18 protein-coding genes are annotated in these 25,940 nt (G+C 68.6%); 11 read left to right on the forward strand and 7 right to left on the reverse strand.

The genetic code is table 11. The features are described from left to right. Nucleotides 1-47 precede the first annotated feature (47 nt). The gene (gene gcvH, locus K8556_RS22825) at nt 48-431 is read right to left on the reverse strand and encodes a glycine cleavage system protein GcvH (RefSeq protein WP_223742191.1); all 384 of its coding nucleotides are present in this window, start codon (nt 429-431) and stop codon (nt 48-50) included. Nucleotides 432-469: 38 nt separating this feature from the next. After that, nucleotides 470-1,555 carry a glycine cleavage system aminomethyltransferase GcvT gene (gene gcvT / locus K8556_RS22830; protein WP_223742192.1) on the reverse strand — a complete coding sequence of 362 codons (1,086 nt, stop codon included), beginning with the start codon at nt 1,553-1,555 and terminating at the stop codon, nt 470-472. Between the two features lie 102 nt (nt 1,556-1,657). On the opposite strand from gcvT, the gene metF reads away from it, so the two are divergent. Genes metF through K8556_RS22845 form a run of 3 tightly spaced genes read left to right on the forward strand, consistent with a single transcriptional unit; the run spans nt 1,658 to nt 4,001 of the window. Continuing rightward, nucleotides 1,658-2,530 (forward strand): methylenetetrahydrofolate reductase [NAD(P)H], encoded by an 873-nt coding sequence (metF, locus tag K8556_RS22835; protein WP_223742193.1) that lies wholly within the window; start codon nt 1,658-1,660, stop codon nt 2,528-2,530. Continuing rightward, nucleotides 2,527-2,949, forward strand: coding sequence for a hypothetical protein (locus K8556_RS22840; protein WP_223742194.1), 423 nt, complete (start codon nt 2,527-2,529; stop codon nt 2,947-2,949). Before metF ends, K8556_RS22840 begins: the two co-directional genes overlap by 4 nt. After that, nucleotides 2,946-4,001, forward strand: a complete 1,056-nt coding sequence (locus K8556_RS22845) for a hypothetical protein (RefSeq protein ID WP_223742195.1) — start codon at nt 2,946-2,948, stop codon at nt 3,999-4,001. The genes K8556_RS22840 and K8556_RS22845 overlap by 4 nt, the downstream gene beginning before the upstream one ends. Before the next feature lie 3 nt (nt 4,002-4,004). Here K8556_RS22845 and K8556_RS22850 read toward each other — a convergent pair whose 3' ends face one another. Beyond that, nucleotides 4,005-4,940, reverse strand: a complete 936-nt coding sequence (locus tag K8556_RS22850; protein ID WP_223742298.1) for an ADP-ribosylglycohydrolase family protein — start codon at nt 4,938-4,940, stop codon at nt 4,005-4,007. Nucleotides 4,941-5,372: 432 nt separating this feature from the next. Here K8556_RS22850 and K8556_RS22855 point away from each other — a divergent pair, with 432 nt between their 5' ends. Continuing rightward, nucleotides 5,373-8,234 carry a choice-of-anchor D domain-containing protein gene (locus tag K8556_RS22855; protein WP_223742196.1) on the forward strand — a complete coding sequence of 954 codons (2,862 nt, stop codon included), beginning with the start codon at nt 5,373-5,375 and terminating at the stop codon, nt 8,232-8,234. A 110-nt stretch (nt 8,235-8,344) separates the two neighbouring features. On the opposite strand, the gene K8556_RS22860 is transcribed toward K8556_RS22855, so the two are convergent. From K8556_RS22860 to folD, 3 genes are all read right to left on the reverse strand, one after another. Next, a complete protein-coding gene (locus K8556_RS22860) occupies nt 8,345-9,883 on the reverse strand; it encodes an OmpA family protein (protein ID WP_223742197.1) in 1,539 nt (512 codons plus the stop codon). Nucleotides 9,884-10,065: 182 nt separating this feature from the next. Continuing rightward, nucleotides 10,066-11,898: an SIR2 family protein gene (locus K8556_RS22865; protein WP_223742198.1), complete on the reverse strand. Its 1,833-nt coding sequence runs from the start codon at nt 11,896-11,898 to the stop codon at nt 10,066-10,068. A gap of 1,340 nt (nt 11,899-13,238) precedes the next feature. Next, nucleotides 13,239-14,090 (reverse strand): bifunctional methylenetetrahydrofolate dehydrogenase/methenyltetrahydrofolate cyclohydrolase FolD, encoded by an 852-nt coding sequence (folD, locus tag K8556_RS22870; RefSeq protein WP_223742199.1) that lies wholly within the window; start codon nt 14,088-14,090, stop codon nt 13,239-13,241. A gap of 90 nt (nt 14,091-14,180) precedes the next feature. On the opposite strand from folD, the gene K8556_RS22875 reads away from it, so the two are divergent. Genes K8556_RS22875 through K8556_RS22890 form a run of 4 tightly spaced genes read left to right on the forward strand, consistent with a single transcriptional unit; the run spans nt 14,181 to nt 17,828 of the window. Then, nucleotides 14,181-14,978 carry a TerB family tellurite resistance protein gene (locus K8556_RS22875; RefSeq protein WP_306799600.1) on the forward strand — a complete coding sequence of 266 codons (798 nt, stop codon included), beginning with the start codon at nt 14,181-14,183 and terminating at the stop codon, nt 14,976-14,978. A gap of 24 nt (nt 14,979-15,002) precedes the next feature. Beyond that, the gene (locus K8556_RS22880) at nt 15,003-15,707 is read left to right on the forward strand and encodes a Smr/MutS family protein (protein WP_223742201.1); all 705 of its coding nucleotides are present in this window, start codon (nt 15,003-15,005) and stop codon (nt 15,705-15,707) included. Nucleotides 15,708-15,743: 36 nt separating this feature from the next. Further along, nucleotides 15,744-16,736 carry an adenosine deaminase gene (gene add, locus K8556_RS22885; RefSeq protein WP_223742202.1) on the forward strand — a complete coding sequence of 331 codons (993 nt, stop codon included), beginning with the start codon at nt 15,744-15,746 and terminating at the stop codon, nt 16,734-16,736. A gap of 3 nt (nt 16,737-16,739) precedes the next feature. Next, nucleotides 16,740-17,828 (forward strand): quinone-dependent dihydroorotate dehydrogenase, encoded by a 1,089-nt coding sequence (locus tag K8556_RS22890; protein ID WP_223742203.1) that lies wholly within the window; start codon nt 16,740-16,742, stop codon nt 17,826-17,828. 75 nt (nt 17,829-17,903) lie between these two features. On the opposite strand, the gene K8556_RS22895 is transcribed toward K8556_RS22890, so the two are convergent. Beyond that, a complete protein-coding gene (locus K8556_RS22895; protein ID WP_223742204.1) occupies nt 17,904-18,317 on the reverse strand; it encodes a hypothetical protein in 414 nt (137 codons plus the stop codon). Nucleotides 18,318-18,508: 191 nt separating this feature from the next. On the opposite strand from K8556_RS22895, the gene K8556_RS22900 reads away from it, so the two are divergent. The 3 genes from K8556_RS22900 (at nt 18,509) to K8556_RS22910 (ending at nt 25,930) form a co-directional block, all read left to right on the forward strand. Continuing rightward, the gene (locus tag K8556_RS22900; protein ID WP_223742205.1) at nt 18,509-19,471 is read left to right on the forward strand and encodes an ornithine cyclodeaminase family protein; all 963 of its coding nucleotides are present in this window, start codon (nt 18,509-18,511) and stop codon (nt 19,469-19,471) included. Nucleotides 19,472-19,683: 212 nt separating this feature from the next. Then, nucleotides 19,684-23,496: a hypothetical protein gene (locus tag K8556_RS22905; protein ID WP_223742206.1), complete on the forward strand. Its 3,813-nt coding sequence runs from the start codon at nt 19,684-19,686 to the stop codon at nt 23,494-23,496. 13 nt (nt 23,497-23,509) lie between these two features. Beyond that, the gene (locus K8556_RS22910; protein WP_223742207.1) at nt 23,510-25,930 is read left to right on the forward strand and encodes a hypothetical protein; all 2,421 of its coding nucleotides are present in this window, start codon (nt 23,510-23,512) and stop codon (nt 25,928-25,930) included. The last annotated feature ends 10 nt before the right edge of the window (nt 25,931-25,940 follow it).

Below are 25,940 nucleotides of genomic sequence, written 5' to 3' on the forward strand. Positions count from 1 at the left end.
GAGCGTCTCTAACAACGGGGACGCCCGACTTCTTGCGCGCGCGGTGGCTACTTGGTGAGCGGCTCGTAGGCGGCGGCGTCCAGGAGCTTGCCCACCTGCCCGGCGTCCGAGGGCTCGACCTCCACGATCCACCCCTGCCCGTACGGGTCGGAGTTGATGAGGGACGGGTTGCCCGTGAGCGCGTCGTTCACCTTCACCACGGTGCCGGAGATGGGCGCGAACAGGTCCGACACGGCCTTGGTGGACTCGATGACGCCGAAGTTCTTGCCCTCGGTGAGGGTGGCGCCCAGCTTCGGCAGCTCCACGTAGACGACGTCGCCCAGCGACTCCTGGGCGTGGTGCGTGACGCCCACCACCACCGTCTTGCCCGTGATGCGGGCCCACTCGTGTTCCTTCGTGTACTTCAGGTCCTGCGGGATGTTGTCAGACATGGAGGCGGCTCCTCGCGACGGGTGCGGATGGGAGGGAATCAGGACTTCTTGAGGAAGGGGGTCTTCACGACGACCGCGGGCACGGCGCGGCCGCGGATCTCCACGTCGAAGGTGGAGCCTTCGGTGGCCAGGCTCGCGGGCACGTAGCCCATGCCGATGGGCTTCTTCACCGTGGGGCCCTGCGTGCCGCTGGTGACCTCGCCCACGCGGACGCCGTCCTTGAGGATGGGGTAGCCGTGGCGCGGGATGCCGGCGCCGGTCAGCTCGAAGCCCACCAGCTTGCGCGGCACGCCCGCGGCCTTCTGCGCGACGAGCGCGTCCTTGCCGATGAAGCCGCCCGCCTTGTCCAGCTTGACGATCCACCCCAGGCCCGCCTCCAGGGCGGTGTGCGCGTCGTCGATGTCGTTGCCGTACAGCGCGTACTTCATCTCCGTGCGCAGCGAGTCGCGCGCGCCCAGGCCGCAGGGCTTCACGCCGTCCGGCTGCCCGGCCTCCAGCAGCGCGTCCCAGAGCTTCACGCCGTCGCTGGCGGCGCAGTACAGCTCGAAGCCGTCCTCGCCGGTGTAGCCCGTGCGGGAGATGATGGCCTTCACGCCGGCCACCTCCCCTTCCGTGAAGCGGTAGGTGCCCACCTGGGACAGGTCCGACTTCGTCAGGCGCTGCACCAGCCCCACGGCCCTGGGGCCCTGGACGGCGATCTGCGCGTACTCGTCGCTCCGGTCCACGGGCTTGACGCCCTCCGCGCGCGCGCTCATCCAGGCGAAGTCCTTCTCGCGGTTGCTGGAGTTGACGCAGATGAGGATGCGCTCGGGGCTGAAGCGGTAGGCGACGACGTCATCCACGAAGCCGCCCAGGTCGTTGAGCAGGCCCGCGTAGACGGCCTGGCCGTCCTGGCAGCGGGAGAGGTCGTTGGAGATGAGCCGGTTCACGGTCTCCAGGGCGCCCGGGCCGGTGAACTCGATCTCTCCCATGTGGGAGACGTCGAAGAGGCCGACGGCGGTGCGCACGGCCTCGTGCTCGGCGATGACGGACGAGTACTGCACCGGCATGTCCCAGCCGGCGAAGTCGACCATGCGGGCCCCCAGCTTGCGGTGGGCCTCGTTGAGGGGCGTACGCCGGGTCATTGACTTCTCCAGGGTGGGCAGGGGGTGGTGAAACGGCGCGGACTATAGCGGCGCACCTTCTCCGATCAAGGCCGACGCGGAAGGGACTAAACTCATCCCGACATGAAGATTCGCAACTGCCTCAACCCCTCCAAGCCGAGCTTCTCCTTCGAGTTTTTTCCTCCCAAGACGGACGCGGGCGTGGCCTCGCTCCTGCGCACGGTGGAGGAGCTTGCGCCGCTGGAGCCGGGGTTCGTGTCGGTGACGTACGGGGCGGGCGGGAGCACGCGCGACCGGACGGTGGACCTGGTCACGCACATCAAGCAGCGCACCGGCATCGAGGCGATGGCGCACCTGACGTGCGTGGGACACACCCGCGACGAGCTTCGTGACGTGCTGCGCCGGCTCGACGCGGCAGGCATCGAGAACGTGCTCCTCCTGCGCGGGGACCCGCCCCAGGGGCAGACGACCTTCGAGCCGGTGCCGGGGGGCTTCCGCTACGCCGAGGAGTTGGTCCGATTCGTCCGAGAAGAGGATTTCAACTTCTGCCTGGGGGGTGCGTGCTATCCGGAGGGGCACGTGGAGACGGCGTCGCGCGAGGACGACCTGCGGCACCTGAAGGCCAAGGTGGATGCGGGGATGGACTTCGTGGTGACGCAGCTCTTCTTCGACAACGCCTTCTACTTCGACTTCGTGGAGCGGGCGCGGCGGGTGGGCATCAACGTCCCCATCGTCCCCGGCATCATGCCCATCACCAACTACGAGCAGGTCCAGCGCTTCACGCGCATGTGCGGCGCGACGGTGCCCATGCGGCTGGCGTTGCAGATGGAGCGCGTGAAGGATCAGCCGGACGCCGTGGTGCAGTTGGGCGTGGCGCACGCCACGGTGCAGTGCATGGAGCTGCTCGCGCGCGGCGTGCCGGGCATCCACTTCTACACGCTGAACAAGTCTCCCGCGACGCGGATGATCGTGGGCGCGCTGAAGGGGCGGTCATGAGCGGTCCAGGTCCTCAGCTCGCGCCGGGCGATCCGCGCATCAAGATCTTCCAGATCGTGCGCTTCCCGGCGTTCTTCCTGCTCATCGTCGGCGTGCTGCACGTCACCTTCAGCCTGCTGGGCGGGGTGCTGGCGGCGCTGAAGGTGGCGTCGCCCTTCTCCACGCCGGGGCAGGCCCCGGTGGTGCTGGAGTTCACGACGGGCTTCACGCTGGCCATCGTGGGCGGCATCCTCTGCGGGGTGCTGGCCGTCTGGGGCGCGTGGAACGCGATGAACCTCAAGGGCTACGGCCTGGCGACGGTGGGCGCCATCTGCGCCATGTACACGCTGACGCCGGGCTGCTTCGTGGGCGTGCCGGTGGCCGTGTGGATGCTCTTCACGCTGCGCCGGGATGGCGTGCGCGAGGCCTTCGCACCATGAACCCGCGCGCCGTCCGCACGGTGCGCTTCCTGCTCACGGGCCTGGGGAACGTGGGCGTGCCGCTCCTGGAGATCCTCCAGTCGCGCGCGTCGCTCCTGATGGAGCGCTACCGGCTGGAGTTGCTGCCGGTGGGGCTGGCGGACTCGGGCGGCGCGGCGGTTTCGCCGTACGGGTTGGACCTCGGGGCGGTGCTGGCGGTGAAGCGGGCGCGGCACTCCGTGGCGTCGCTGCCGGTGGTGGGGCGTCCGGGGATGAGCGGGCGCGACTTGGTGCGCGAGGTGAAGGCGGACCTGCTGCTGGAGGCCACGCCCACGAGCTTCCAGGACGGGCAGCCCGGGTTGGACATCACGCGCAGCGCGCTGATGCGGGGCATGGCGGCGGTGCTCGCGAGCAAGGGGCCGCTGGTGCTGGGGTTCCAGGAGCTGGCGGGCCTGAGCGACCTGGAGTCGCCGGGCCGCCCTCCCCTGCGCTTCAGCGCGGCGGTGGGCGCGTCCATGCCGCTGGTGAACGTGGGCCGCCGGGACCTGGCGCTGGGGAGGCTGGGCCGGTTCGAAGGAGTGCTCAACAGCACCAGCCACCTGCTCCTGTGCCGCATGGCGGAGGGAAAGACGTACGAGGCCGCGCTGGCGGAGGCGCAGGCGCTGGGCATCGCGGAGACGGACCCCACGCTGGACGTGGACGGCTGGGACACGGCGGGCAAGCTGGTCATCCTGGCCAACGCGGTGATGCGCGTGCCCACGACGCTGAAGGACGTGTCCGTGACGGGCATGCGCGGCGTGACGCGCGCGGAGCTGGACGCGGCCAGGGCGAAGGGCGGCCAGGTGCTGCTGCTGGCGCGCGGCGAGCCCGTGGGCGCGGAGCGGTGGGAGTGGAGCGTGCGGCCCACCGCCGTGGACGCGGCCCATCCCCTGGCCCGGCTGGGCGCGATGGAGATGGGCGCGGTGTTCCGCAGCGACCTGCACGGCGTGAACACCGTCATCAACGGTGAGCAGGGCGCCCGGGGCACGGGCGCGGCGATGCTGAAGGACGTGCTCGAGATCTTCCCGGACTGAAGCTCAGCCCAGGGACTTCATGAGGCGCGCCAGGAGCGGCTCCACCAGCTCCTGGCCCCGCAGTTGCGAGCGCCACCGCTGGGGAATCCCGTTCAGGCCGTGGATGAGCCCCGCGATGCCGCCCGCCACGCAGGCCGTGGTGTCCGTGTCGTGGCCCAGCCGGATGGCGGCTTTGACGACCTCTTCGTAGGTCTTCCCGTTCGCCACGCAGGCGCGGGCGGAGCGCAGGCAGTCCACGACGTAGCCGCCGCCCATCCCCGGCGCCGGGTCGTCCGGGCGGATGTGGGCCTCCAACTCCTCCCGCTGCGGGAAGCCTTCCACGTACAGGTCCCGGAAGGTGGCCACGGCCTCGGCCCACGGATCCGCCGCGCCCTCCAGGATGCGGCGGGCCCAGAGGCAGTACAGCGCGCAGCACACCTGGGCGCGCACGTGGCCATGTGTCACGCGCGACTGGGCCATGGCATCCGAGACGAGCGCCGCGTCCTTGCCCTGGTGCCACAGGGCCAATGGCAATACACGCATCAGTGAGCCATTGCCGTTGTCCAGGGTGCCGTTGGGGCCGGCGAGCATCGCGGGCGTGCCGTCCCGCAACCGGCGCAGGGCGGTGCTGGTCTGGATGCCCACGTCGAACACGTCACCGTCCACGGCGAGGTAGCCCCAGTCCTGCCAATTCACCAGCCGCCGGCCCAGGTCCTCGCAGTCGAGCCGCTTCTGATACGTCAGGGAGTCCAGCAGGCACAGCGCGTGGGCACCGTCGTCCGACCACGTGCCCGGTGGGACGCGGTCATGCGCGCGAGTGAAGCCCGGAGGTGGGTCGTACTCGATGGCCTCCGGGGCCGGTATCGCTTCGGGCCGGTGGAACTCATAGGGCACCCCGAGCGCGTCTCCCACGAGCAGCCCATACAGTCCCCCCGCGATGCGCTCCTCGCGCCTCACAATGTGACAACCTCCCAGGTCCGTGACCCCGACCCATCGTGTACATATAACACCATCCTTGTAAAGGCTGATGGGTCGCGTTGTGTTGATGATTCATGCGAAGCTCTCGCGCCCTTTCTTCCTGGGACGGGCTTCCCAATTCTCACGAGAGGCGCTCCGATGCGTCGACTCACCCTGCTGGCTGCTCTCTGCCTGTCTGTCCTTGCCTCCTGTTCCCCCGTGGAGCCCGAGGCGCCGGCGTCGCCCGAGACGCCTGGCGAGGCCTCGCGGTCCCAATCCCTGACAGTGGTCAAGGATTACTTCCTTGAGCTGACCTGGGACGGAGCCACGAAGTGCCCCACCTGTGATCGCACGACCTATGCGTGCTCGGACAACACCGGGAATTGGAACGGGGGTGTCCGGAGCTTCACGGATCCCGTCGCCAAGGGTTGGCGGGTGACTGGCGCGGAGGTGGAGATCATTGGCCGTGGCTACGACGGCGGGCTCACGACCGTCCTGCTGAACAGCCAGGTCCTGGGGACCTACGGCATGGCCCCGAATCCCTTCCGCGTGTGCGGTGGCTGCGAGACGCCGGAGCTCGGCTACAAGGCGCCCGACTCCATGGGGATCCCTGGCTACCGATACGGCGACATCAATACCTTCACGCTGCGTCCGGAGCGGACCAACTGCATCGCCGCCGCCCGGATCCGCCTGAGGACGGGGCGGCCCCTGCTCAGGGTCAACCCGACGAGCCTGTCCTTCGGCTCGATCGCGGTGGGCGCGTCCGCCTCGCAGAAGGTGCGGCTGACCAACGAGGGCGTCGTCCCGCTGGTCATCGACGCCATGTCGCTCCCCCTCCCCTTCAAGCTGGCGCCGGTGTCCCTGCCCTTCACGCTCAAGGAGGGCGCGACCCTGGACGTGACCGTCACGTACGCGCCCACGGCCGACCGCGTTGACTCCGGAATCCTGAGCCTGCTGAGCAACGACCCCGACAACGGCTCCCTGCCCATCAAGCTCGAGGGCACGGGCGGTGCCCCGAAGCTCGAGCTCGCGCCGACCGCGCTCGACTTCGGCACCGTGCGCGTGGGCGCGAGCAGCAACCTGCTGCTCCAGGTGAAGAACGTGGGGAGCCTGCCGCTCACGATTCCCGCCGTGCTGACGCAGGCTCCCTTCAGCGTGAGCGGCCTGGCTCCGGGAGGCAGCGTGGTGCAGCCAGGCACGGTCCTTCCGCTCACGGTGACCTTCACGGCGACGGCGGGCGCGTTCTCCCTGCCGATGTACATCCAGGCCCAGGGGTCCGCCACGCCGCTCGCGGAGGTCTCCCTGCGGGGCACGGGCATCGAACCCGCCATCGTCGTGGCGGCGACCGCGATGGACTTCGGTGTGCACACCGCGGGGGTCGACCCTGTTCGCAAGACGCTGGCGGTCAGCAACACGGGACTGGACGACCTCGTCCTCACCGCCTTCGACGTCGAGGCGCCCTTCACGGTGGAGTCCGGCCTTCCGCTGACCATCAAGGCCAGGGAACAGGCGAACCTGACGGTGGCCTATGCCCCGGTGGCGGGCCGCGCCGCGAAGGACCTCACCCTGCGGAGCAATGATCCGCGCACCCCGGTCGTGAAGGTGGCGCTCACCGGCACGGGCGTGGCGGTCCCCGCGCTCAAGGTCACCGCGCCCGATGGTGGCACGGCGCTGGACTTCGGCTCGCGCGAGGTCGGCTCCGTGAGCGCGCCCCAGGCCTTGACGCTCAAGAACGAGGGGGCCGGAACGCTGGTGGTGGAGTCCATCCAGGCGCCCACGGGCTTCGCGGTCACCCCCGCGGGACGGTTCAGCCTGGCCCCCGGTGCCACGACCCAGGTCCAGGTGACCTTCGAGCCTCCGCATATCGCCCAGTTCGCACCGGAGCTGCTGCTGAGCGCGGACGGCCCGGGTGGCGCAACCCAGACCGTGCTGCTCAGCGGACAAGGCGTCGAAGGAAAGGTGACCGCCACCCCCTCGGCACTGTCCTTCGCGCGGACGGAGGTGGGGAACACCAGCAAGGCGGTGCAGGTGACGATCGTCAATTCGGGGACGGACACGCTCACCATCAGCACCATCGCGGTGGCGGGGCCGTTCTCGCTGGTGCTCCCGAAGCTGCCGAAGGAGCTCCCGCCGCGCGACGCCTTCACGATGGAGGCGACCTTCGTCCCGGTCGAGGACGGCGCCGCGTCCGGCGCGCTCCGCGTGTTCTCGAACGCGCCGTCGTCTCCCACGGTGGTGAAGCTGGATGGTGAGGGGCTCCAGGCCGTCTCCCGGATGGCGAGCGACGTGATGGAGTTCGGCGGCCAGCGGGTGGGAGGCCTGAGCGCGCCCCGGGAGCTCACGCTGTTCAACATGGGCAGCGAGTCGCTGAACGTGACGGCGGTGAACGTGAGCGGTCCGTTCCAGGTGTCAGGGCTCAACGTGGGCACCAGCGTGCCGCCGCTCGGAAACCGCACGTTCCAGGTCAGCTACAAGCCCACCGAGGCCACCTCGGAGAACGGCGTGCTGGAGGTCCAGAGCAACGCGCCGCGCGCCGCCCAGGTGACGCTGCGGGGCACGGGGACCACGGCCTCGATGGAGACGTCCGTGACGGCGCTGACCTTCGGCTCCCAGTTCCTCGGGGGGACCTCGCAGCGCGTCGTGGAGCTGCGCAACACCGGCACGAGCCCCGTCACCATCACCGGAGTGGATCCGGTGGACGGGTTCTCCCTGTCGGGGCTCCCGCTGCCCCATGTCGTGGAGCCCCGCACCAGCCACCCCTTCTACGTCGTCTTCGAGCCGCCGCGGCCGGGCGACTACGCGGGGTCGCTCGCGGTGCGGCACGACGCGTCCTCCACGCCGCTGATGGTCGCGGTGCAGGGCACGGGCGTGGCGCAGGAGCTGACGGTGACGCCCGGCGCCATCGTGTTTGGCAACCAGCGGGTGGACGCCACCAGCCAGCCCCTTTCGTTGGAGCTCGTGAACACGGGCAACGTGCCTGTCACCGTGCAGGTGACCTCCTCCGATGCCGCCTTCCGTGTGGACATGAGCGCGGCGAGCGGTGCCATCCCGGCCGGGGGCCGCGCCTCCGTCCCGGTGACGTTCCACCCGACGCGCACGGGCACGGTGCGCGGCGAGGTCCGCGTGGTGCCGAGCGGAGGCGGACTGGGCCCCACGGTCGTTCCCGTGGAGGGCATTGGTGAAGCCGTCACGGTGGAGGGCAGCGGCTGCGCGGTGGGTGGGTCCGGAGGGGTCTGGGTGCTCGCGGCGTGGGTGCTGGCCAGGCGGAGGGCCCGGCGCGGTCAGCGGGCGCGCTAACCCCCCGGATGTCCGCGGGGTGCGCCCCCGGGCCCGGTGCGGCCAGAACCTGTCCGACTGTCGGACAGGTTTCCGCAGGGTGCCTCCGCCGGGGAGGCCCTCCCCTGGACTCAGGGGGGAGGAGGCGCGGGGACGGTGCGGGCCGAAGTGGGCTCGCCCAGGGTCAACAGAAGCTCCGCTCGGCGGTTCTCCCCCCGGCCCGCTGGCGTACCGTTGGAGCCCGCGGGCCGGCGCGCACCGAGGCCCCGGGCTTCCAAGCGGTGAGCTGGAACGCCTTTTCGCACCAGGTAGTCGCGGACTGCTTCCGCGCGAGCGAGGGACAGACGCTGGTTGGAGGCGGTGGAGCCTTCCGCGTCCGTGTGCCCTTCGATGACGACGCGCTCCACCTCCGGATGCTCCAGCAGCACCCGCGCCACCTGGTCCAGGACGCGAGAGCGCCCCGGCACCGTCGTCACGCCGACCTCGAAGAAGACCTGGCCATGGAGGACGAGGCGCTCGCGGGTCAGGGAGACGAGCGAGTCACCAGTCTCCGGGCAGCCGCCGTGTTCGCGGGTCCCCCGCTCGTGGATGCAGGCGTCCAACACGTCCACGACACCATCGCCGTCCGTGTCGGTCTCGGAGACAGGCTCATCCCTGGCGGGCTCGGGAGGCGGAGGTTCGGAAGGCGTGGGTTCGGGTTCGAGCTGGGGGGCGGCGGGAGCACGCGGGAGCCCCTGGACGAGTTCGTAGACGATGTCCTCCGGGGGCGGAAGCGGTGGCTTGTCGAAGAGCAGCGCGAATCCCGCGAGCACCCGGAAGCGAGGGGCTCCCGGCTCCGCGCCCAGGCCCGCCCCCCCCAATGCGAAGAACTCCCAGGGCCGGGAGGGCGCGTAGCGCAGGCCGCCCAGCAGCTCGCCGCTGGTGCGCTGCTTCCGCCACGAGTACGCGCCGAGCGCCGACACCTCCGCGCGCAGGGCGTACCCCACCGTCAGGCCCACCCCGGCGCGAAGCTCGTTGCCCACGCCGTTGAGGCTGTCCACGCCGGAGTCCGTCGAGACGGCGCGACGCAGGAGCACGCCCACTTCCAGCGCCGGAGCCACGGGCCCCCAGCGCTTGCCCATCATGAGGCGTCCCTGTCCCCGGACGCCCTGGTCGCGAGCGAGCGCCCCCGAGCCGCCCACAGGCAGCCGCACATCCAGGTCGAGGGCCAGATGGAAGGCCTCGGGAGCGGTGGTCCCCAGCAAGCCCAGCCGGGCCGCGAGTCGTGGCGCGCCCAGGCCGCTCCGCGACGGGGAGGAGATGGACAGCACGGTGCTCACGTCCGCGCCGCTCTGATGGATGACGCCAGGGAGCTGGGCCTGAAGCTCCAGCCAGGGAAGCACGCCCACGGCCAGCGACACCACGCCGGTGGTCCGGGACAGGACGAGCGGGTATTCGTCCGGCCCATTGCGGACCGTGAGTGACTTCCGCTGGTAGTGCGCCAGCAGGGAGATGCGCAGGGCTCCAGGTGCGAGCAGCTCCCCGCTCCCCATCGTCAGGGGCCCCAGGCCCGGGTTCGGGTCCAGGCGCTCCAGGGAGAACGTGGGCAGGGGCGTGGCGTCCTGGGCACGCGCGGGGGATGCGAACAGCAGCAGTCCCAGCACGGCCCCGCCCACTGCGCATCGGTGCAAGGCCGGACCCATGAGCCCATCTTCCGTCAGGTCCCGCCCGGGGCGAAGGGGAATGGTATGCGGACTCCGTCGCATTGTAACAGGTGCAGCTCGACCACTACAGCCTCAAAACACGTTCAAGGCCACTTTAAAACCAAACACACTCACACATCCCCAAAGCACCCTCTCCAGCCACCAACCACCTACAAACTCCCCCACCGCGCGCTCAACCCTAGTCCACCCATACTTCCAGTTCGAAACATATCAAGCAGCGCAAAATAAACACCCACCTCTTCTCGACCCAATATCCCCGGAAGCGCAGCCTCCAAGAATTCTGTTCTCCATCCAGAGCGCATGACCCCCTCAGACAACATTGCCTTAACTTTGCCAAGAAAACGACTGTCGTCCCGCCCTTCACTACGTTCCACGATAGCTGCAAGGAAGTTCAAAACCAGGATTGCGCCAAAGTTCATTGCTCCATTATCCAGCGCACGCAGAATAACGATTTTCGCATCATGAAATCGTTTCTGAACCACAAGAGACTCAGCATAATTGGCAGCAAGTCCTTGATTTTTCGGCGCAAGCCCGATTGCTCGATTAAAAAGCGCATCAGATCTCTCAAAATCACCTCTGAACTCAGCGTAAAACAACGCAAGAGCTCCGAGCGCGGCCGGGGAACCAGGAGCCAAATCCACCGCCTCCTTGAAATGCAGCTCGCCAGCATCGATGTTTTTCCTCACAAGCACCATAAATCCGGCATAGCCGATATAGCCGGCAGGGTTGTTTCCATATAAAGTAATTGCCTTCAAGAAAAGAGCAGCAGCCTCCTCAACTCTACCTAAATACTCACCCAACAGCTCAGCATAAGCAATTAAGACATGTGGCTCTTCCGGGGCAAGTTCGAGGGCCTTCTGAAAATACACCTCAGAGCTGGAGGGATTTCTGAGAAACCTCAATTGAATATAAGCAATCCCCAGATAAATGGCCGCATCGTCCGGATTGATCTCTAGGGCTTTGCGCCAGACCGCCTCTGCATCAGTTGCCTTTCCAAGGGCAACCATCAGAAACTGCGCAAACCTCGAGTGAAGCTCAGCCGATTTGGGAAACTTATGCAGTCCCTGCCGATAAAGAGCTTCTCGTTTTCCAGGCTCAACCTCTCTCTGTGCGCGAGCATCCCAGGCCCACCATCCTCCTGCTCGCTCCAAGGTCGAACTAAGTGCCGCAGTTACCTCTGGGTGACCACTCGTATCGAGCGAGAGAACACGCTCTCGATAATTCTCCGCACGCTTCTTAGCTCTCTCTTCAATAACAGAATCAAGAGGCTCGATTCCAAGGGCGGAACCGAGCAAAATCATAAGCAAATCAAAATCAGGCACCGGAACCAATGCGCCTTTATGATGAGCAACAAGCTCAACAATTCTTCTACTCGGAGTGCTTTTTTCGTAATAGCACCAAATCAACTGACCCTTTATGTCCCCCTGATCCAACGACTCCAGCAAATCCATCAAGCTGTCGTCATTTCCGCCATACCCAATAAAGACAGGAGTGTAATGAGCAAAAAGAGCTCTAAGCGCCCCAGCCCATGTTTCATGAAGTCTTTTCAAGCTTCTCGGATCGCTCTTCGGTCCCAGTAGTAGATCGCGATGGATCTTACAAACAAGAGGCCTCCGCATAGCCGCACGGACAAATCCGGTAAGCGCCTCATGACCCACAACAAAAGGAAATGCATCCGTGTAAACGGAAAGCGCATCCGCAACAAGGTTATCGAAGTTTGTCGTAACAACTAGCCGATGTCGCGTGTTCTCCATCGCTTTTGCCAAGATTGAGTAACCTGGGCTCGGATCCTTCCCCGCCATTAACTCCTCTAGATACGCGTAGCCCTCATCCGGATGGTTCCTAAACCGTCGCTCATATATCTGCGAATAGAACGTCGCCGCGTCGGCGATCGTAAATCCGTCGATTTCAAGACTTTTCTCGGTAGCCCACTTTTCAAAAATTTGCGCAGAGGTGTCCATGCGCTGATGCAGTTCACGCAACCACGTGTCGACTAACTCCCCTCCGGTTGGGATACCTGACGCGCGAGACGCGCCAGCGCCAAGAACCCAGGCAAACGCGTGATCGTGCATTTTTGCGTGCACAAATCGAAAGTGGTTACAGAAACCCTTCAACGTCCAAGTTTCCGGACTACTCATATAAATCCCCGGAGAGCAAAGTTCGATCGAACTACAGGCTTCATATTCAAATAACTTAGAGCATAGCAACTCTACCATCAGTTCCGAGAGAGTTGACCAGATGGGGCGAACCAGACCCAGCGAGGATTATTCATAGCGGATCCAGCCCCAGAACGCGGTCTCGTTCCCCTCACGAGGGCTCAGCCCTGAAGTGGCTGTCATTGTCGAACTCAGTTGGAGTGGCGGTTGGCGCTGTGGTGCCTCTCGTCGCCTGCGGGCCTAATGCACGGTCGGAGACGCAGTCCTCGCAGTTAGCCCGCCCGGTGCGTGCCATGGCGTCTCCGAACACCTGCAGTTCGAGCCAGAACCCGCATTGGTGTCCTGTTCCCAGTAACCAACACATCTGCCTTTCCGGCGACCAATTAAGGTGATGTGGCCACCAGACTGCTGGATCCTCAACTCGGATGCGTGCAGGGATCACGGTAATCCGGAGGAATGGTAACCCCATGAAACGACAGGTACTCGCACTGGCGTTCTGCGTGGGGATGATGCTCGCCAACTGTGGACCGGAGGCCACCCCAATACGGAAACCGAGACGACCGATGACTAGGGGCACGCCATGGCACCACCGGACGGCTGTGACCGGACATTGACGTCGGGCGGTGCCGGCTCAATACCGACCGCGTTCGCTGCGCCAAGGGCCGTTGGGTGTATGCCTATTCAACGCCAATCGGCTATTGCATCCGCTACGACGCCTGCAAGAATCAGGTCGGTCCCTACGACTGCGGACTGTAGGCCCTGAGATGCACCCGGCGAGGGCAGGCCTCCCTGTCCTTGCCGAGATACTGGAGGATGCCCGCTCGCAGAACCTGCGGGGTCAGCAGCGCGATGATGGTATCTGTGGTACTCGGCCCCATTTCCTCCGGCCGCTCGGCCATGCAAGCGCATGCCTCTGAGAGCTCAAGGTCTGGAAAGTTCCTCGTGGCGCGCCACGCGTTCGTCAGCAGCGCGAACTCACGCCCAGGGTGGCATCAAACTCAGAAGGATAGGTCCCTTCGTCTACGGCCTGCCTATCCACCTTCGATGCGCGCGTTCCACGTCTCCCGCCCTGCGTCGTACGTGACACCGTGATTCTTCCATCCCTGACTCACCCATGCCTCCTCACGCTGAACGCCAGTATGAGTCAGGGAGGCCCTTGTTCCAACCTACTTCCCCGCGCGCTGAGCCGCCTCCAGCGTGTTCTTCATCAGCATCGCAATCGTCATCGGGCCCACGCCACCCGGCACCGGCGTGATGAACGACGCGCGCTCCGCCGCCGCGGCGAACTCCACGTCGCCCACCAGCTTCCCATCCGCCTTGCGGTTCATGCCCACGTCAATCACCACCGCGCCGGGCTTGATCCACGCGCCCTTCACCAGCTCCGGCACGCCCACCGCCACCACCAGGATGTCCGCCTGCGCCACCTCCGACGGCAGGTCGCTCTTGCGGTGGCACACCGTCACCGTCGCGTCCTTCTGGAGCAGCATCAGCGCCTGCGGCTTGCCCACGATGTTGCTGCGGCCCACCACCACCGCGCGCTTGCCCGCCGGATTGCACCCCACCTCCTCCAACAGCCGCATCACCCCGTAGGGCGTGCACGCCCGCGTCGCCGGCCTTCCCAGGAGCAGATTTCCCGCGTTCATCGGGTGGAAGCCGTCCGCGTCCTTCTCCGGCTTCACCGCCGCGATGACGGCGTCCGCGTCGATGTGCTTGGGCAACGGCAACTGCACCAGGATGCCGTGCACCGCCGGGTCCTCGTTCAGCCGGTGCACCAGCGCCAGGAGCTCCTCCTGGGTGATGGTCTCGTCCGGGTGGTGCTCCCAGGAGTTGAAACCCACCTCCTCGGCGGCCTTCTTCTTGCCCGTCACGTAGATTTTCGACGCCGGGTCCTCGCCCACGCGCACCACGGCGAGCCCCGGGGTGATGCCGCGCTCCGCCTTCAGGCGCGCCACCTCCTCCTTGATCTCCGCCCGCACGCGCGCCGCCACTGCCTTGCCGTCAATCAACTGAGCCGTCATACGCCCCACCTTATGCAAGACTGGCCCGGCACAAGGGAGCGAAGCGAAGGCATGGGCGCGGGAAAAGTTCTCGGGGCGATGTTGGGTCTCATGGCCGGCCTCCTCATTGGCGGCCCCTGGGCCATCGTGCTCGCCCTCATCGTGGGCACGGGCCTGGGCCACTACTTCGACGAACAGCACGCCGCGCCCCCGGACTTCCCTGAAATCTTCAGCGACTTCCCCGTCACCTTCGAGCCGCCTCCCAAGCAGGCCCCCCTCTCCCAGGGCCCCGGCGAGTTCCCCATCGTCCAGGCCCCGGACGAGGACCCGCTCGACCGCGACATCACCGCCCTCTTCGTGGACGTGGCCCGCGCCGACGGCGACATGCGCCGCGAGGAGGTCCGCGAGGTCCGCCGCTACTTCGAGGAGGTCCTCCACGCCGACGCCCACACCGTCCAGGCCGTGCGCCGCCACCTCAAGGACTTCCTCTCCCACCCCGCCTCCCTGGACGCCCCCGCCGCCCTCGCCTCCTGCCTGGACTCCCTGCCTTCGGGCGAACGGCTCCGCCTGCTGGACGCCCTCTACGAGATGGCGCTCGCCGACGGCCCCCTCCAGCGCTCCGAACGCGAGGCCCTGAAGCGCATGGCCGAGGGCCTGGACGTCCCCGACGCCAAGGTCCAGGCCCTGGCCGAGCAGCACCTGGGCGACGCCACCGCCCACTACCAGACGCTGGGCCTCCCCCCGGACGCCACCGACGCGGAGGTGAAGAGCGCCTACCGCAAGCTCGCCGCCCGCTTCCACCCGGACAAGGCCAGCCACCTGGCGCCCAGGGCCGCCGAGCAGGCCGCCCGCCGGTTCCAGGCCGTCCGCGACGCCTACGAGGAAATCCGCAGGCTGCGCGGCCTGTAGCCCGGGTTAGAAGACAGGAATCCCATGAGCCAGCGTCCCCCCAAGAAGAAGGAAGCGGAGTTCCAGAACAACCCGTTCAAGTCCGCCATCAAGACGCTTCAGGATCAGCAGAAGCAGGAGAAGGAAGCCGCCGCCGCCCAGGCCGCCGCGAAAAAGAAGGCCGCCGCGCCGAAGCCCACCAAGGCCCCCAAGGCCCGTCCGGAGGACGACGACGTGGGCCTCTTCTTCTCCGCCATGGACGGCGTGCAGCAGATCACCAACCGCGGTGAGGCCCCCAAGACGAACCCGCGCCTGCCGGAGCTCATCGACGACAACGCGGAGGCGCTCGCGCAGCTCTCCGACCTGGTCGCCGTGGACGGGCCGCTGTCCTTCACCGGCTCGGACGAGTCCTTCGAGGGCGCCTCCCCCGGCACCGACCCCAACCTGCTGCGCTCGCTGCGCCGGGGCGACTTCTCCGTGCAGGACCGGCTGGACCTCCACGGCAAGACGCAGCGCGAGGCCCAGGCCGCCGTGGAGCGCTTCCTGTCCGACAGCCGCCGCGCCAAGCGCCGCTGCGTGCTCATCGTCCACGGGCGCGGTTTGAATTCCAAGGATCAGATCCCGGTGCTCAAGGACGCGGTGCGGGATCTGCTGTCGCAGAAGCGGCTGGAGCGGATGGTGCTGGCGTTCTCCACTGCCCGTCCGCAGGACGGCGGGGCTGGCGCCGTCTACGTGCTGCTGCGCCGATAGCTTTACGCGTGGCCGTGGCTGTGCATACATGCCGCCATGGTTCGCGACCTCATTGACCTCCACATCCACGTGGGTGGCGCGGTGGCTCCGCACATCCTGTGGTCCATCGCCCACCAGCAGGGCTTCAAGCTCCCCGTCAAGAACTACTTCGACTTCGTCGAGCTGATCACCTCCCGTCCGGGCAAGGTGGGCAGCCTCGACGACTACCTGAAGATCCTCCACACCTGGACGGAGAAGATCCAATCGTCTCCCAGCGCCATCGAGCGCTCCGTCTACGAGGTGATTGGCAAGGAGTACCGGGGCAGCCGCGTCACCCAGATCGAGCTGCGCTTCAACCCGATGAAGCGCAACCTCTCCAGCGAGCTGGACCTGGACCACATCATCCACGCGGCGCTGCGGGGCATGGACCGCGCGACGCTGGAGTACGGCGTGAAGGTGGGCCTCATCTTCTGCCTGGCCCGCGAGTTCGACCACAAGCTCAACAGCATCATCGTGGAGAAGGCCATCAAGTACCGCTCGCGCGGCGTGTACGGCATCGACCTGGCCGGCACGGAGCGCGACGCGATGGAGCACAAGCCCTCGCTCTCCGAGTACGAGGACCTCTACGCCCGCGCGCGCAAGGGCGGCCTCAAGTGCACCGTGCACACCGGCGAGACGGCCGGCACGGGCGCGGGCGGCCTGATGGCGGCGGTGGAGAAGCTCAAGCCCCACCGCATCGGCCATGGCATCCGCGCCGCGTACGACGAGTCCGCGATGAAGATTTTGCGTGAGAACAACATCACGCTGGAGCTGTGCCCCACGTCCAACATCCACACCAAGGCCGTGGAGGGTCTGCAGGAGCTCAAGCACATCATGCAGACGTTCTGGGACCGCAAGGTGAAGTTCACCATCAACACGGACGGCCCCTACCTGCTGGAGACGGACATGCGGCGGGAGATTGAGATCGTCGAGTCCAACGGCCTGCTCACCCCCGAGCAGGTGGACCAGGCACTCGCGTGGGCGCGCGAGGCGTCCTTCATCCCGGGCTGACGCATGTACGGCCTGACTCGCGCATTGCTCTTCAGCCTGCCCCCGGAGCCCGCGCACCGGCTGGGCATGTCGGGGCTCGCGGCCCTGGGGAAGTGGAACGCCCGCTGCCGCGCCATGCGCGAGCACACGCTGCGCCTGGCGCCCATGGACCTGTCCGTGGAGCTGGCGGGGCTGAAGTTCGCCCACCCGGTGGCGCTCGCCGCCGGGCTGGACAAGGACGCGGAGGCCGTGGACGGGCTGTTCGCCTGCGGCTTCTCCGCGGTGGAGATCGGCACCGTCACGCCGAAGCCCCAGCCCGGCAACCCGAAGCCGCGCCTGTTCCGCCTGCCGGAGCACCGCGCGGTCATCAACCGCATGGGCTTCAACAACCACGGCGCGGCCACCGCGGCGGAGCGCCTCAAGGCCCGCGAGTGGAAGCCCGGCCCGCTGGGCGTGAACATCGGCAAGAACAAGGACACGCCGCTGGAGCGCGCGGTGGACGACTACGTGGCCTGCGTGGACGCGCTCGCGCCCCTGGGGGACTACGTCGTCGTCAACGCGTCGTCACCCAACACGCCGGGCCTGCGCAAGCTCCAGGAGCCGGAGGCGCTGTCCGCGCTGCTGCTCGCGGTGCGCGAGCGGATGGACGCCGTGGCCCCGGGCACGCCGCTGTTCCTGAAGATCGCCCCGGACCTCACGCCCGAGGCCGTGGATGAGGTCGTGGACGTGGCGATGGCGCGCGGGCTGTCCGGGCTCATCGCCACCAACACCACCCTCACCCGCCCCTTCGAACACAAGCACTCGAAGGAGGCCGGCGGCCTGTCCGGCGCCCCCGTGCGCGAGCTGTCCAACGCCGTCATCCGCCGCGCGTACCAGCGGAGCCAGGGCGCCCTGCCCCTCATCGGCGTGGGCGGGGTGTTCACCGCGCAGGACGTCTACGAGAAGCTGCGCGCGGGCGCCACGGTGGTGCAGGTCTACACGGGCTTCATCTACGAGGGCCCGGGCATGGTGGACCGCATCCTCCCGGAGCTGGGCGCCCTGCTGGCCCGCGACGGCTTCGCCTCCGTGCGCGACGTGATTGGCGTGGACGCTCGCGAGGGCACGCCCACGTAGCCTCCGGTGGCTTCGAGCACGGCCCCCGCGGCGCGGGACCGGAGGCGATGGACTCCGGCCCGACGCGAGAGCGGCTCAGCAACTGATGCAGCTACTGGCGTAGTTCCGGTATTGGTATTCCGTGTGCGTGTAGTTGCCGGCGTCGTCGTAGCAGGCCCGGTATTGGAATTGATAACGCATCATCCCCAGGTTGGTGTACGGGACCGCCACCTGGCCCGAGGGGCACACCGGCGGCCGCTGCTGGGGTCCCTCATCGAGGGACGGAGCCGCGTCGGCCGTCAGCCTCGGCTCACAGACCCAGGTGGTCCCACAGATTGAACTGGCCATGCACCGCTCCAGGCCGGTGTCACTCCATCCAACCCATTCACCACACGAGCTCAGCGCGGCCTCGGACGTGGCCAGCGCCGCCGACTCCTCGGGCGTCATCGCTCCACCGCACGCCTTCAATGCCAGACCCGTGCACAGCAGCAACGCCATTCCAGACTTCATGGAGGACTCCTTGTCCCAGGAGGACGCCGGCATGGCGCCCGGCCTTCCGACATGGCCGCATGTTAGGCAATCCGGATTTCGCAGACAAACCAGTTCTGCCTGACGGGAGTCGTGAGGGTGAAAATGGCCAATGGCAGACATTGCACATCGGGCGCGTGCGCGGGCAAGGGCGGTTGGGTATAGCGGCGCCCATGCCCACCCTCCTCCTCAGCGCCAGGGATTTGCGCGGCCTCTACACCGTCGAGCTCGGTCTGGAAGCCGTCGAGCGTGCGTTCCTGGCCCATGGCCGCGGCGACGCGCTCATGCCCCCCAAGGTGTACCTGTCCCTGCCGAAGTACGACGGCGACTTCCGCGCCATGCCCGCGTTCCTGGACGGCGCGGCCGGCGTGAAGTGGGTCAACGCCCATCCCCAGAACCCGCGCAAGCACGGCCTGCCCACGGTGCGCGCCGTGTACGTGCTCAGCGACCCGGACACCGCGTCCCCGCTGGCCATCCTGGACGGCACGCTGCTCACCGCGTGGCGCACCGGCGCCGCCGGCGGCATCGCGTCCAAGTACCTGGCCCGGAAGCAGCCCCGCACGCTGGGGCTCGTGGGCTGCGGCGTGCAGGCGCGCGTCCTCATCGACGCGCACCGCGCCCTCTTCGGGGACCTGGAGCTGCTGATGGCGGACGTGTCCTCGCAGGCCGCGGAGGCGCTCCAGAAGGAGAAGGGCGGCCGCGTGGTGAGCCTCCAGGAGGCCTCCGGCGCGGACATCGTCTGCTCCGCCACGCCCGCGCGCGCCCCGGTGGTCCGCCGTGAGTGGGTCCAGGCCGGCGCGCACCTCAACGCCATGGGCGCGGACGCCCCCGGCAAGCAGGAGCTGGATCCCCGGCTGCTCGTCGAAGGGCGCGTCTTCATCGACGACGCGGATCAGGCGCTCCACTCCGGCGAGGTCAACGTCCCGCTCCACGACGGGCTCATCCAGGCCCATCAGCTCGCCGGCACCCTGGGAGAGGTCGTCGCCGGCCGCAAGCCGGGCCGCACCGGCTCCGAGATCACCGTCTTCGACTCCACGGGCCTCGCCGTGCAGGACGTGGCCCTGGCGCGCGCGCTCTACGACGTCGCCCTGGCGAAGGGCGTGGGCCAGAAGTTCGACCTGGTCGACGAAGGCTGAAGCGTCCCGACGCCACCCGGAGCGGCAGCGTGAATCCCTCCGCGCAGGAGGTGCCCGGCGGGGATTCCACGCGCGGGCGTCCGGCGAGAACGGCTCCGCGTCCTCCTGGAACGCAGTCGGGGGGGCGGCGCGGAGGAGCCTCAGCGGAACGGGAGTGGGGCGCATGACTTGCATTGGGGCCACGCATTCCTCCTGCCCCCGAGGCAAGGCCCATGGCTCCCTCCCCTTCGTCCGCGCGCAGCCTCCAGCCCCCACCCCCTCGCGAGATCTTCGCTCCTGGCGCCGCGGCGCCGGGCCGCCTCTATCAAGGCGCCCGCACCTACCGGCTGCGGACGAAGGACGCGGAGCATCCGCTCCGCATCACCCTCGTCTTCGATGGGGAGGACAAGCGAGCCCCCTCCCAGCTCCTGGTGGGCCACGTGCAGGTCCCCACCGGGAGCTGGGGCTTCGCGCACCGGAGCGGCACGTTGTATTGGCGCTTCCAGGGGGAGGAGGCCCTGCACGCGGGACGGCTCCTGTTCGAGGAGGGCGGCGCCACCGCCACCGGCTTCGTGAGCGAAGGGGGCGAACGGCTCCAGGTCACCGCGTCGCTCCCGCCCATCACCTATGAGTGCGCGGTCGCGCAGCAGGTGGGGGGCTACGTCACCGGCCAGCCTCCCGCGCTGCAGCTCCACTGCGACACCACCAGCCCGTCGTGGAGCCACGCGACGTGGGTGCCGTCCGCCTTCCAGTTCACCTACCAGATGCAGCAGCAGATCATCGTCGGGCAGGAGTTCTGGAACTTCTACGTTTCCTTCCATGACCTCCAGACCGGCGTGAGCTGGACACCGAAGCAGGGCACCTTCGGGGCCCTGGTCGACGCCAACATGGTCTTCACGCTGTCGGCCGCCTCGGGCATCGCGCCGCCGGCCGACAACCGCCAGGGCCTGGCGGATCCGGCCGCGCGAGCCATCACCACCGTCTTCCCCTTCCAGCTCAGCTTCCAGCTCAGCCCCACCGCGCTCTCGCTCGCCGGGAGCATGCTCACCGTGGTGGACGCGCAGAACGGCGTGGTGCTCGGCGTCCAGGGGCAGGTGCCGAACCCGTCGGTGGCCGGGTACTACGCGCTCGCTGGCGAAGGGGCCACGGCCTCGTTCGCGGTGCACGAGGGGACGCTCCATGTCGATGGGGCACCGGTGCAGGCCGCGCGGCTGCGGGGCAACTCGCTCGGCTTCAGCGGGCTCTCCGCCGCGCAGCAGGCGGCGGGCGGGCTGCCCGCGGCGGGCACGCTCGAGTTCAGCGATGACGGTTCGCGGGTGCGGCTGGCCGACGGCCGGTCCGGCGCGCGCCTGGGCGCGGACTCGCACGTCGCGCGCCCCGCGCCCACGGCCAGCACCTCGCCGCTCAACCTCCAGACCCTCGCGCTGATGACCCCCTTCGAGCAGCAAGCCGGTCCGCAGGGCCCGACGTGGGTGGACGCCGTCCAGCAGGCCTCGATGGCGGACTTCAACCAGCTCCTGCTCTACTTCATGGATCCGCAGTTGCGGCAGACCTACTGGAGCCAGGGCCAGCCCGTCCTCTCTCCGGAGCTCCAGCGGATCGCGACCCTGGCTCCGCCGGGGAGCTCTCCGGCGGAGTGGTACGGCTCGCTGTCGGTCTCCTTCCTGACCGACGTGCTCTCCACCTGGGAGCAGCCCGGGGCCGACACGCTCAACGCCCTGCGGGCGCAGACCTGGCTCAAGGAGCAGGTCGCGGCGAGCGACGTGTACCGCGTGCAGATGCCGGCGCTCTACCAGCTCGAATGGACCCGCCGCTTCCCGGCCATCACCGCCTTCCTCGCGGACCAGCGTGAGAACGCGACGAGCTACGCCTCGCTCATCGCGAGCGACGCGGCGGCCTGGAAGCAGGAGCTGGCCCAGGAGATCGCGGATCCGGACTCGCTCCAGGCGATGCAGTCCCTGGTGGACAACCTGGCGGCGACCGCGGCGCAGTCCGGGCTCTACTGGGCCTACGCGTACTTCCGCTACGCCACCCAGCCGGCGGCCTTCACCGAGCTGGGGCTCTTCAGCCTGGATCCGGACGGCTCGGCCTTCATGCGCCGCGTCCAGTCGGACATGGCGGTGCTCACCAGCCTGGACCCGAGCACCCTCTTCGCCCAGCAGTACGCGTCCGCCGTCAACACGATGCTCTACGGGAACGTGGTGCCGTCGCTGGCGGACTACGGCGGCGGCCCCGTCGGGATGGACGGCGCGGTCGCGCTGGTGATGCAGGGCATCGTCTCCGACGTCGCGGGGAGCACCGACCCGGCGCTCGTGAGCATTGGCGCCGAGGCGCGGGCCCTGGCCTCGCGGAGCGACCTGCCGGCCCTGGTCGCCCGCGTGCAGGCCGCCGCTTCTGGCTGCGCGACGGGCGCCAGTTGGTCGACGGCGGCCCCAGTGATGCAAGCGGCGGTGGAGGACGCGGTCGGGACGCTGGGCGCCCAACTGATCTGCCTGTCGCTCGCGGGCCTCACCACCAGCGCCGTCGTCCACGGGGTGGCAGACTTCACGCCCCCCGAGACCACCGCGCGGGTCGCCGTGTCGCCAGGGCTCATCGTCGTGGCCGTCAACTACACGGTGCAGGTCGCGGCCGGGGTCGTGAAGTGGGGGGTGATCTTCGCCAACGCGCTCGACAGCTACGCCACCCCCTGGGTCGCGATGCGCGCGCTCTTCACCACCGACATGCTCGACGCGGCCAACGCCGCCGTCGACACCGGGCTCACCAAGTGGCTCATCGGCAACCGGATCATCCCCGAGTCGGAGATGTTCGGCTCGATGTTCGACGAGGCGGCGGCCCAGGGCGAGACGGTCGTCACCCGCGTCTTCGGGCGGAACCTCGATGACTTCGTCGCGCTCCGGCTGGGCGCGGTGTTCGCGCTCGCCAGCCTCATCGCCGGCGCCTTCGCCCTGGCCCACAGCGCCACGGTGGACCAGGAGGTGGTGGCCGCGCTCAGCGTGACCTCTGGCGCGCTCAACCTCATCGCCACCGCTGGCGGCTGGGCCGCCGACGCGTTCGGCGTCACCGAAATCGGAGGGCTGGCGGTCTCCTCCCTCTTCAGCGTGTTCAGCGTCCTGTCCATCCTCGCCGCCGTCGCGGGCGTGGTGCTGATGATCGTCCAGTGGTGGAAGGCACGCCCGTCACCGGTGCAGAAGTTCGCCACCACTTACGCGCAGCCCGCGGGCTTCTACATGCCCCATGGCAGCGCCATCGACGCGTTCACCGGCTACACGCCCCCGGGAGGGCTCGCGCGGCTCGGCGTCTCGCTCGCGGTCCCGGACACGAAGGGCGCGGTGCTTCGCGTCGGCGACGACGGCACCCTGGGCAGCGGGCCGCTCGACTACGGCCATGCCACGGTGTTCTTCCCCTCGACGGACGGGCAAGGCCGCTCCCAGCTCGTGGCGCTCGTTGGCGGCGGGGACTCGGCGCGCGCCTTCGCGCTCACGGGCTCCAGCGGTGGGGTGTCCTTCCAGCCGCTCCTCCCGTCCACCGACCCGGCGGCCGCGACGCAGCTCTGGACCATCACCCTGGTGGGGAGCCCCACGTGGGACGGCGACGCGCCCGAGTCAGGCCCCTTCACGCTCACCCTGTGGGGGACGGACCAGGCGCTGGTCTGGACCGGCCACGGCGTCACGCTCGGCACGTCCGCTTCGCGGTTCACGCTCCAGCAGCAGCCGATGGCACCCCAGGGGCTGTCGATGAGCAACGCGACGCTCTACACGTTCTCCCAGGGCGTGAGCTTCATCCCTCGCCTGGCGCAGGCGGGGAGCACGCCCCAGACGTGGGCCATCTCCCCGCCGCTGCCGGCGTTCCTGTCGCTCGATGCCGCGACCGGCGTCATCACCGAGCCGCTGAGCGCGCCGCAGCCGCTGCCGGTGACCCCGGCGGCGACCTACGTCCTGTCCGTCACGAACCCGCTGCTCACCCGCCCCCTCCAGACGACGTTCGCCCTCCAGGTGCTGCCGGCGCCCTCCAGCACCGGGACCGGGCTCGTCGCGCTCGCCGTCTGACCCGGAGACCGCCATGCACACCACCCCCAAAGCCTCGCCGCGCAACGCCACCCGGCTGATGGCCACGACGTCCACCGCCACCAACTCCACCCTCGCGGATCAGGTCACCGCGCTCTTCGCGGCCCAGCCCGTCTCCGGCGACAACCCGGTGGGCAAGGCGGCGCGCTCGGCGCTGGTGGGGCGCCTGCAGGGGGCCACGCCGGGCCGGCACTCCGAGCCCTATTGGATGCCCTCCGGCCAGACCTTCCTGCAGCTCTTCTTCCCCAACTACCGCGCCGACCCCAACCAGGGCGCGGTGACGACGGCCACCGGCCTGAACGACTCCTGGTGGTCCAGCTTCGCGGTCGTGACGCTCTGCCAGGCGATGTACAACATCACCTCGAACCTGCGTCCCCAGCTCAAGCAGCCGGACATCAACAACCAGGTCTCGGCCAGCAACGCGACGCTCCAGCCGAAGCTGAACGCGCTGTACAGCCAACTGCTGCGCACGACGCCCAACGCCGTCGCGACCGCGCTCGCCGCCATCCCCCAGGGCCAGTGGTCGCAGGCGGCCTCCCTCTACTCCAGCTACCTCAGCAACCCGGCGTGGATCTCGGCGAAGGTGGCGCAGGCGGCGAGCCACCAGTGGACCGACCAGACGTGGGAGCTGTTCCACCACTGGCTCAAGCTCCAGTTGCTCGGCATGTCGAACGCCAGCATCGACGCGCTGATCAACCAGCTCATCGCGGCCCAGCTCCCGGTGCCCGCCTCCGTGTCCGCGGGCCGGTGGGAGGCGTACCTGCCGTGGATGAGCCCGCTGTCGCTCGACTGGAACGACCTCAAGGGGCCGGCCACGCCCGGCATCCTCGCCCAGGTGTGCATGACCACGCCGGGGGCCATGTGGCCGTCGTGCATGAACGAGGAGAACTCGTTCGAGTTCACCGCCGACGGCCAGCCCGGCAACCGGTGGCGGGCGCCGCCGGGAGGGAGCTGCTTCCTCCCGGGCGCCAGGGTGCTGATGGCGGACGGCAGCATGAAGAACATCGAGCAGGTCCACCCGGGCGACCAGGTGCGCACGCGCTCCGGTTCCGCCCAGGTGCTCGCCACGCCCACGCTCGTGCTCCAGAACGAGGAGGTCTACGGCTTCAACAACCTGGGGTTCCGCTTCACCGGCACGCACCCGTTCCTCACGCTGAACGCCGCCAGCGGCCAGGGCGCGCAGCTCGCGTGCGTCCAGCCGGTGGACCTGATGAACACCGTGCCCACGCTGTCGGCGCTCGGCATCGCCACGCTGGAGCCGGGCTGCCCGCCGCTGATGGGCTGGTCCGGGGATGCCCCCACGCCCCTGCCGGTGACCTCGCTCCAGGCCCAGCCCTGCACCGGCGCCACGACCATCCACGACCTGGTGGTGGACTTCGACCCCCAGGGCCTGTCCGAGTACATCGTGGGCGACGGCACCACGATGTGCGTCGTATCGAGCGAGGTGCCCCTCTTCGGCGTCGCCCCGCTCGCCGCCTCGGCGCTGTCATCCGTGATGTCCGGCTCGTGGAGCACCGTGCAGCGGACGCTCCAGGCCGTGCCCGCGGACCAATGGGAGGAGGTCCTGTACCAGGGGCTCTTCACCGTCTCGACCTACCTGCTGCCGGACGCCATCCGCGCCATCCAGGGCAACGCGCCGCCCCCGCCCATGGCCGCGGCCCCGCCCGCGGCGATGCGGGAGATGGCGCGCGGGATGGCGAGCGCCATGACGGCGAAGACGGCCGCCGGGACGCCCACGTACGACAACGCGCAGGGGGCCTACTTCGCGGCCCTCACCTCCATCTTCGGCGATGAAATCAACGACGCCATCAACCTGGGCTGGCGCAGCTTCACGCCCGTCGGTGACCTGGACGCGACGATGCTGGCGGTGTCGGTCCTCTCGCTCGAGCTGCTCGCGGACGACGCCATCCCCGCCAGCGAGTCGCTCACGCTGGAGGTCCAACTGGGCCGCGGCGCGGCCGCGGTGACGCGCACGCTCCCGCCCTTCGGCCCGCTGTCGAGCGCCAGCTACGCCCAGCAGTTCGACCAGGTCCTCTATTTCGACAACTGGCGCCCGTCCGAGCCCGGGACGGGCGTGGACACCTGGACCCTCACCTTCAAGCTGCGGCGGCAGGACGGCAGCGCCCTGCCCCTGCGGGGCGTGACGCCGCTCTCCGCGCTCTTCGAGGCCGGCTACCGCCTCTGCTCCGCCGCGGTGTTCACGCCCGCGGGCGCCATCGTCGGGCAGGTGCAGTTCGACGTGCGCCCGCTGGTGCCGCAGCTCATGGTGACGGAGGGCCAGGCCCGCTCCGCCTGGGGCGCGAGCCAGGCCTCCTCATTCGCCCAGCAGCTCGGGACGACGATGGGCGCGCTGCTGGCCCAGCGCTTCCCGGCGGCGGTGCAGCCCTACGTGCCGCCGAACGCCCCGCCCCCCTGAAACCCCACCG

It is taken from the genome of Corallococcus sp. AS-1-12 (genome assembly GCF_020036995.1).
Lineage (GTDB): Bacteria > Myxococcota > Myxococcia > Myxococcales > Myxococcaceae > Corallococcus.

Excerpts from the sequence above, each read along its gene's own strand:
- K8556_RS22895 (WP_223742204.1), bottom strand. The coding sequence starts at position 18,317 with ATGAAGTCTGGAATGGCGTTGCTGCTGTGCACGGGTCTGGCATTGAAG.
- K8556_RS22845 (WP_223742195.1), top strand. The coding sequence starts at position 2,946 with ATGAACCCGCGCGCCGTCCGCACGGTGCGCTTCCTGCTCACGGGCCTG.
- K8556_RS22875 (WP_306799600.1), top strand. The coding sequence starts at position 14,181 with ATGGCCGGCCTCCTCATTGGCGGCCCCTGGGCCATCGTGCTCGCCCTC.
- K8556_RS22905 (WP_223742206.1), top strand. The coding sequence starts at position 19,684 with ATGGCTCCCTCCCCTTCGTCCGCGCGCAGCCTCCAGCCCCCACCCCCT.
- K8556_RS22910 (WP_223742207.1), top strand. The coding sequence starts at position 23,510 with ATGCACACCACCCCCAAAGCCTCGCCGCGCAACGCCACCCGGCTGATG.
- K8556_RS22900 (WP_223742205.1), top strand. The coding sequence starts at position 18,509 with ATGCCCACCCTCCTCCTCAGCGCCAGGGATTTGCGCGGCCTCTACACC.
- add (WP_223742202.1), top strand. The coding sequence starts at position 15,744 with ATGGTTCGCGACCTCATTGACCTCCACATCCACGTGGGTGGCGCGGTG.
- K8556_RS22880 (WP_223742201.1), top strand. The coding sequence starts at position 15,003 with ATGAGCCAGCGTCCCCCCAAGAAGAAGGAAGCGGAGTTCCAGAACAAC.
- folD (WP_223742199.1), bottom strand. The coding sequence starts at position 14,090 with ATGACGGCTCAGTTGATTGACGGCAAGGCAGTGGCGGCGCGCGTGCGG.
- metF (WP_223742193.1), top strand. The coding sequence starts at position 1,658 with ATGAAGATTCGCAACTGCCTCAACCCCTCCAAGCCGAGCTTCTCCTTC.
- gcvT (WP_223742192.1), bottom strand. The coding sequence starts at position 1,555 with ATGACCCGGCGTACGCCCCTCAACGAGGCCCACCGCAAGCTGGGGGCC.
- K8556_RS22840 (WP_223742194.1), top strand. The coding sequence starts at position 2,527 with ATGAGCGGTCCAGGTCCTCAGCTCGCGCCGGGCGATCCGCGCATCAAG.
- K8556_RS22890 (WP_223742203.1), top strand. The coding sequence starts at position 16,740 with ATGTACGGCCTGACTCGCGCATTGCTCTTCAGCCTGCCCCCGGAGCCC.
- gcvH (WP_223742191.1), bottom strand. The coding sequence starts at position 431 with ATGTCTGACAACATCCCGCAGGACCTGAAGTACACGAAGGAACACGAG.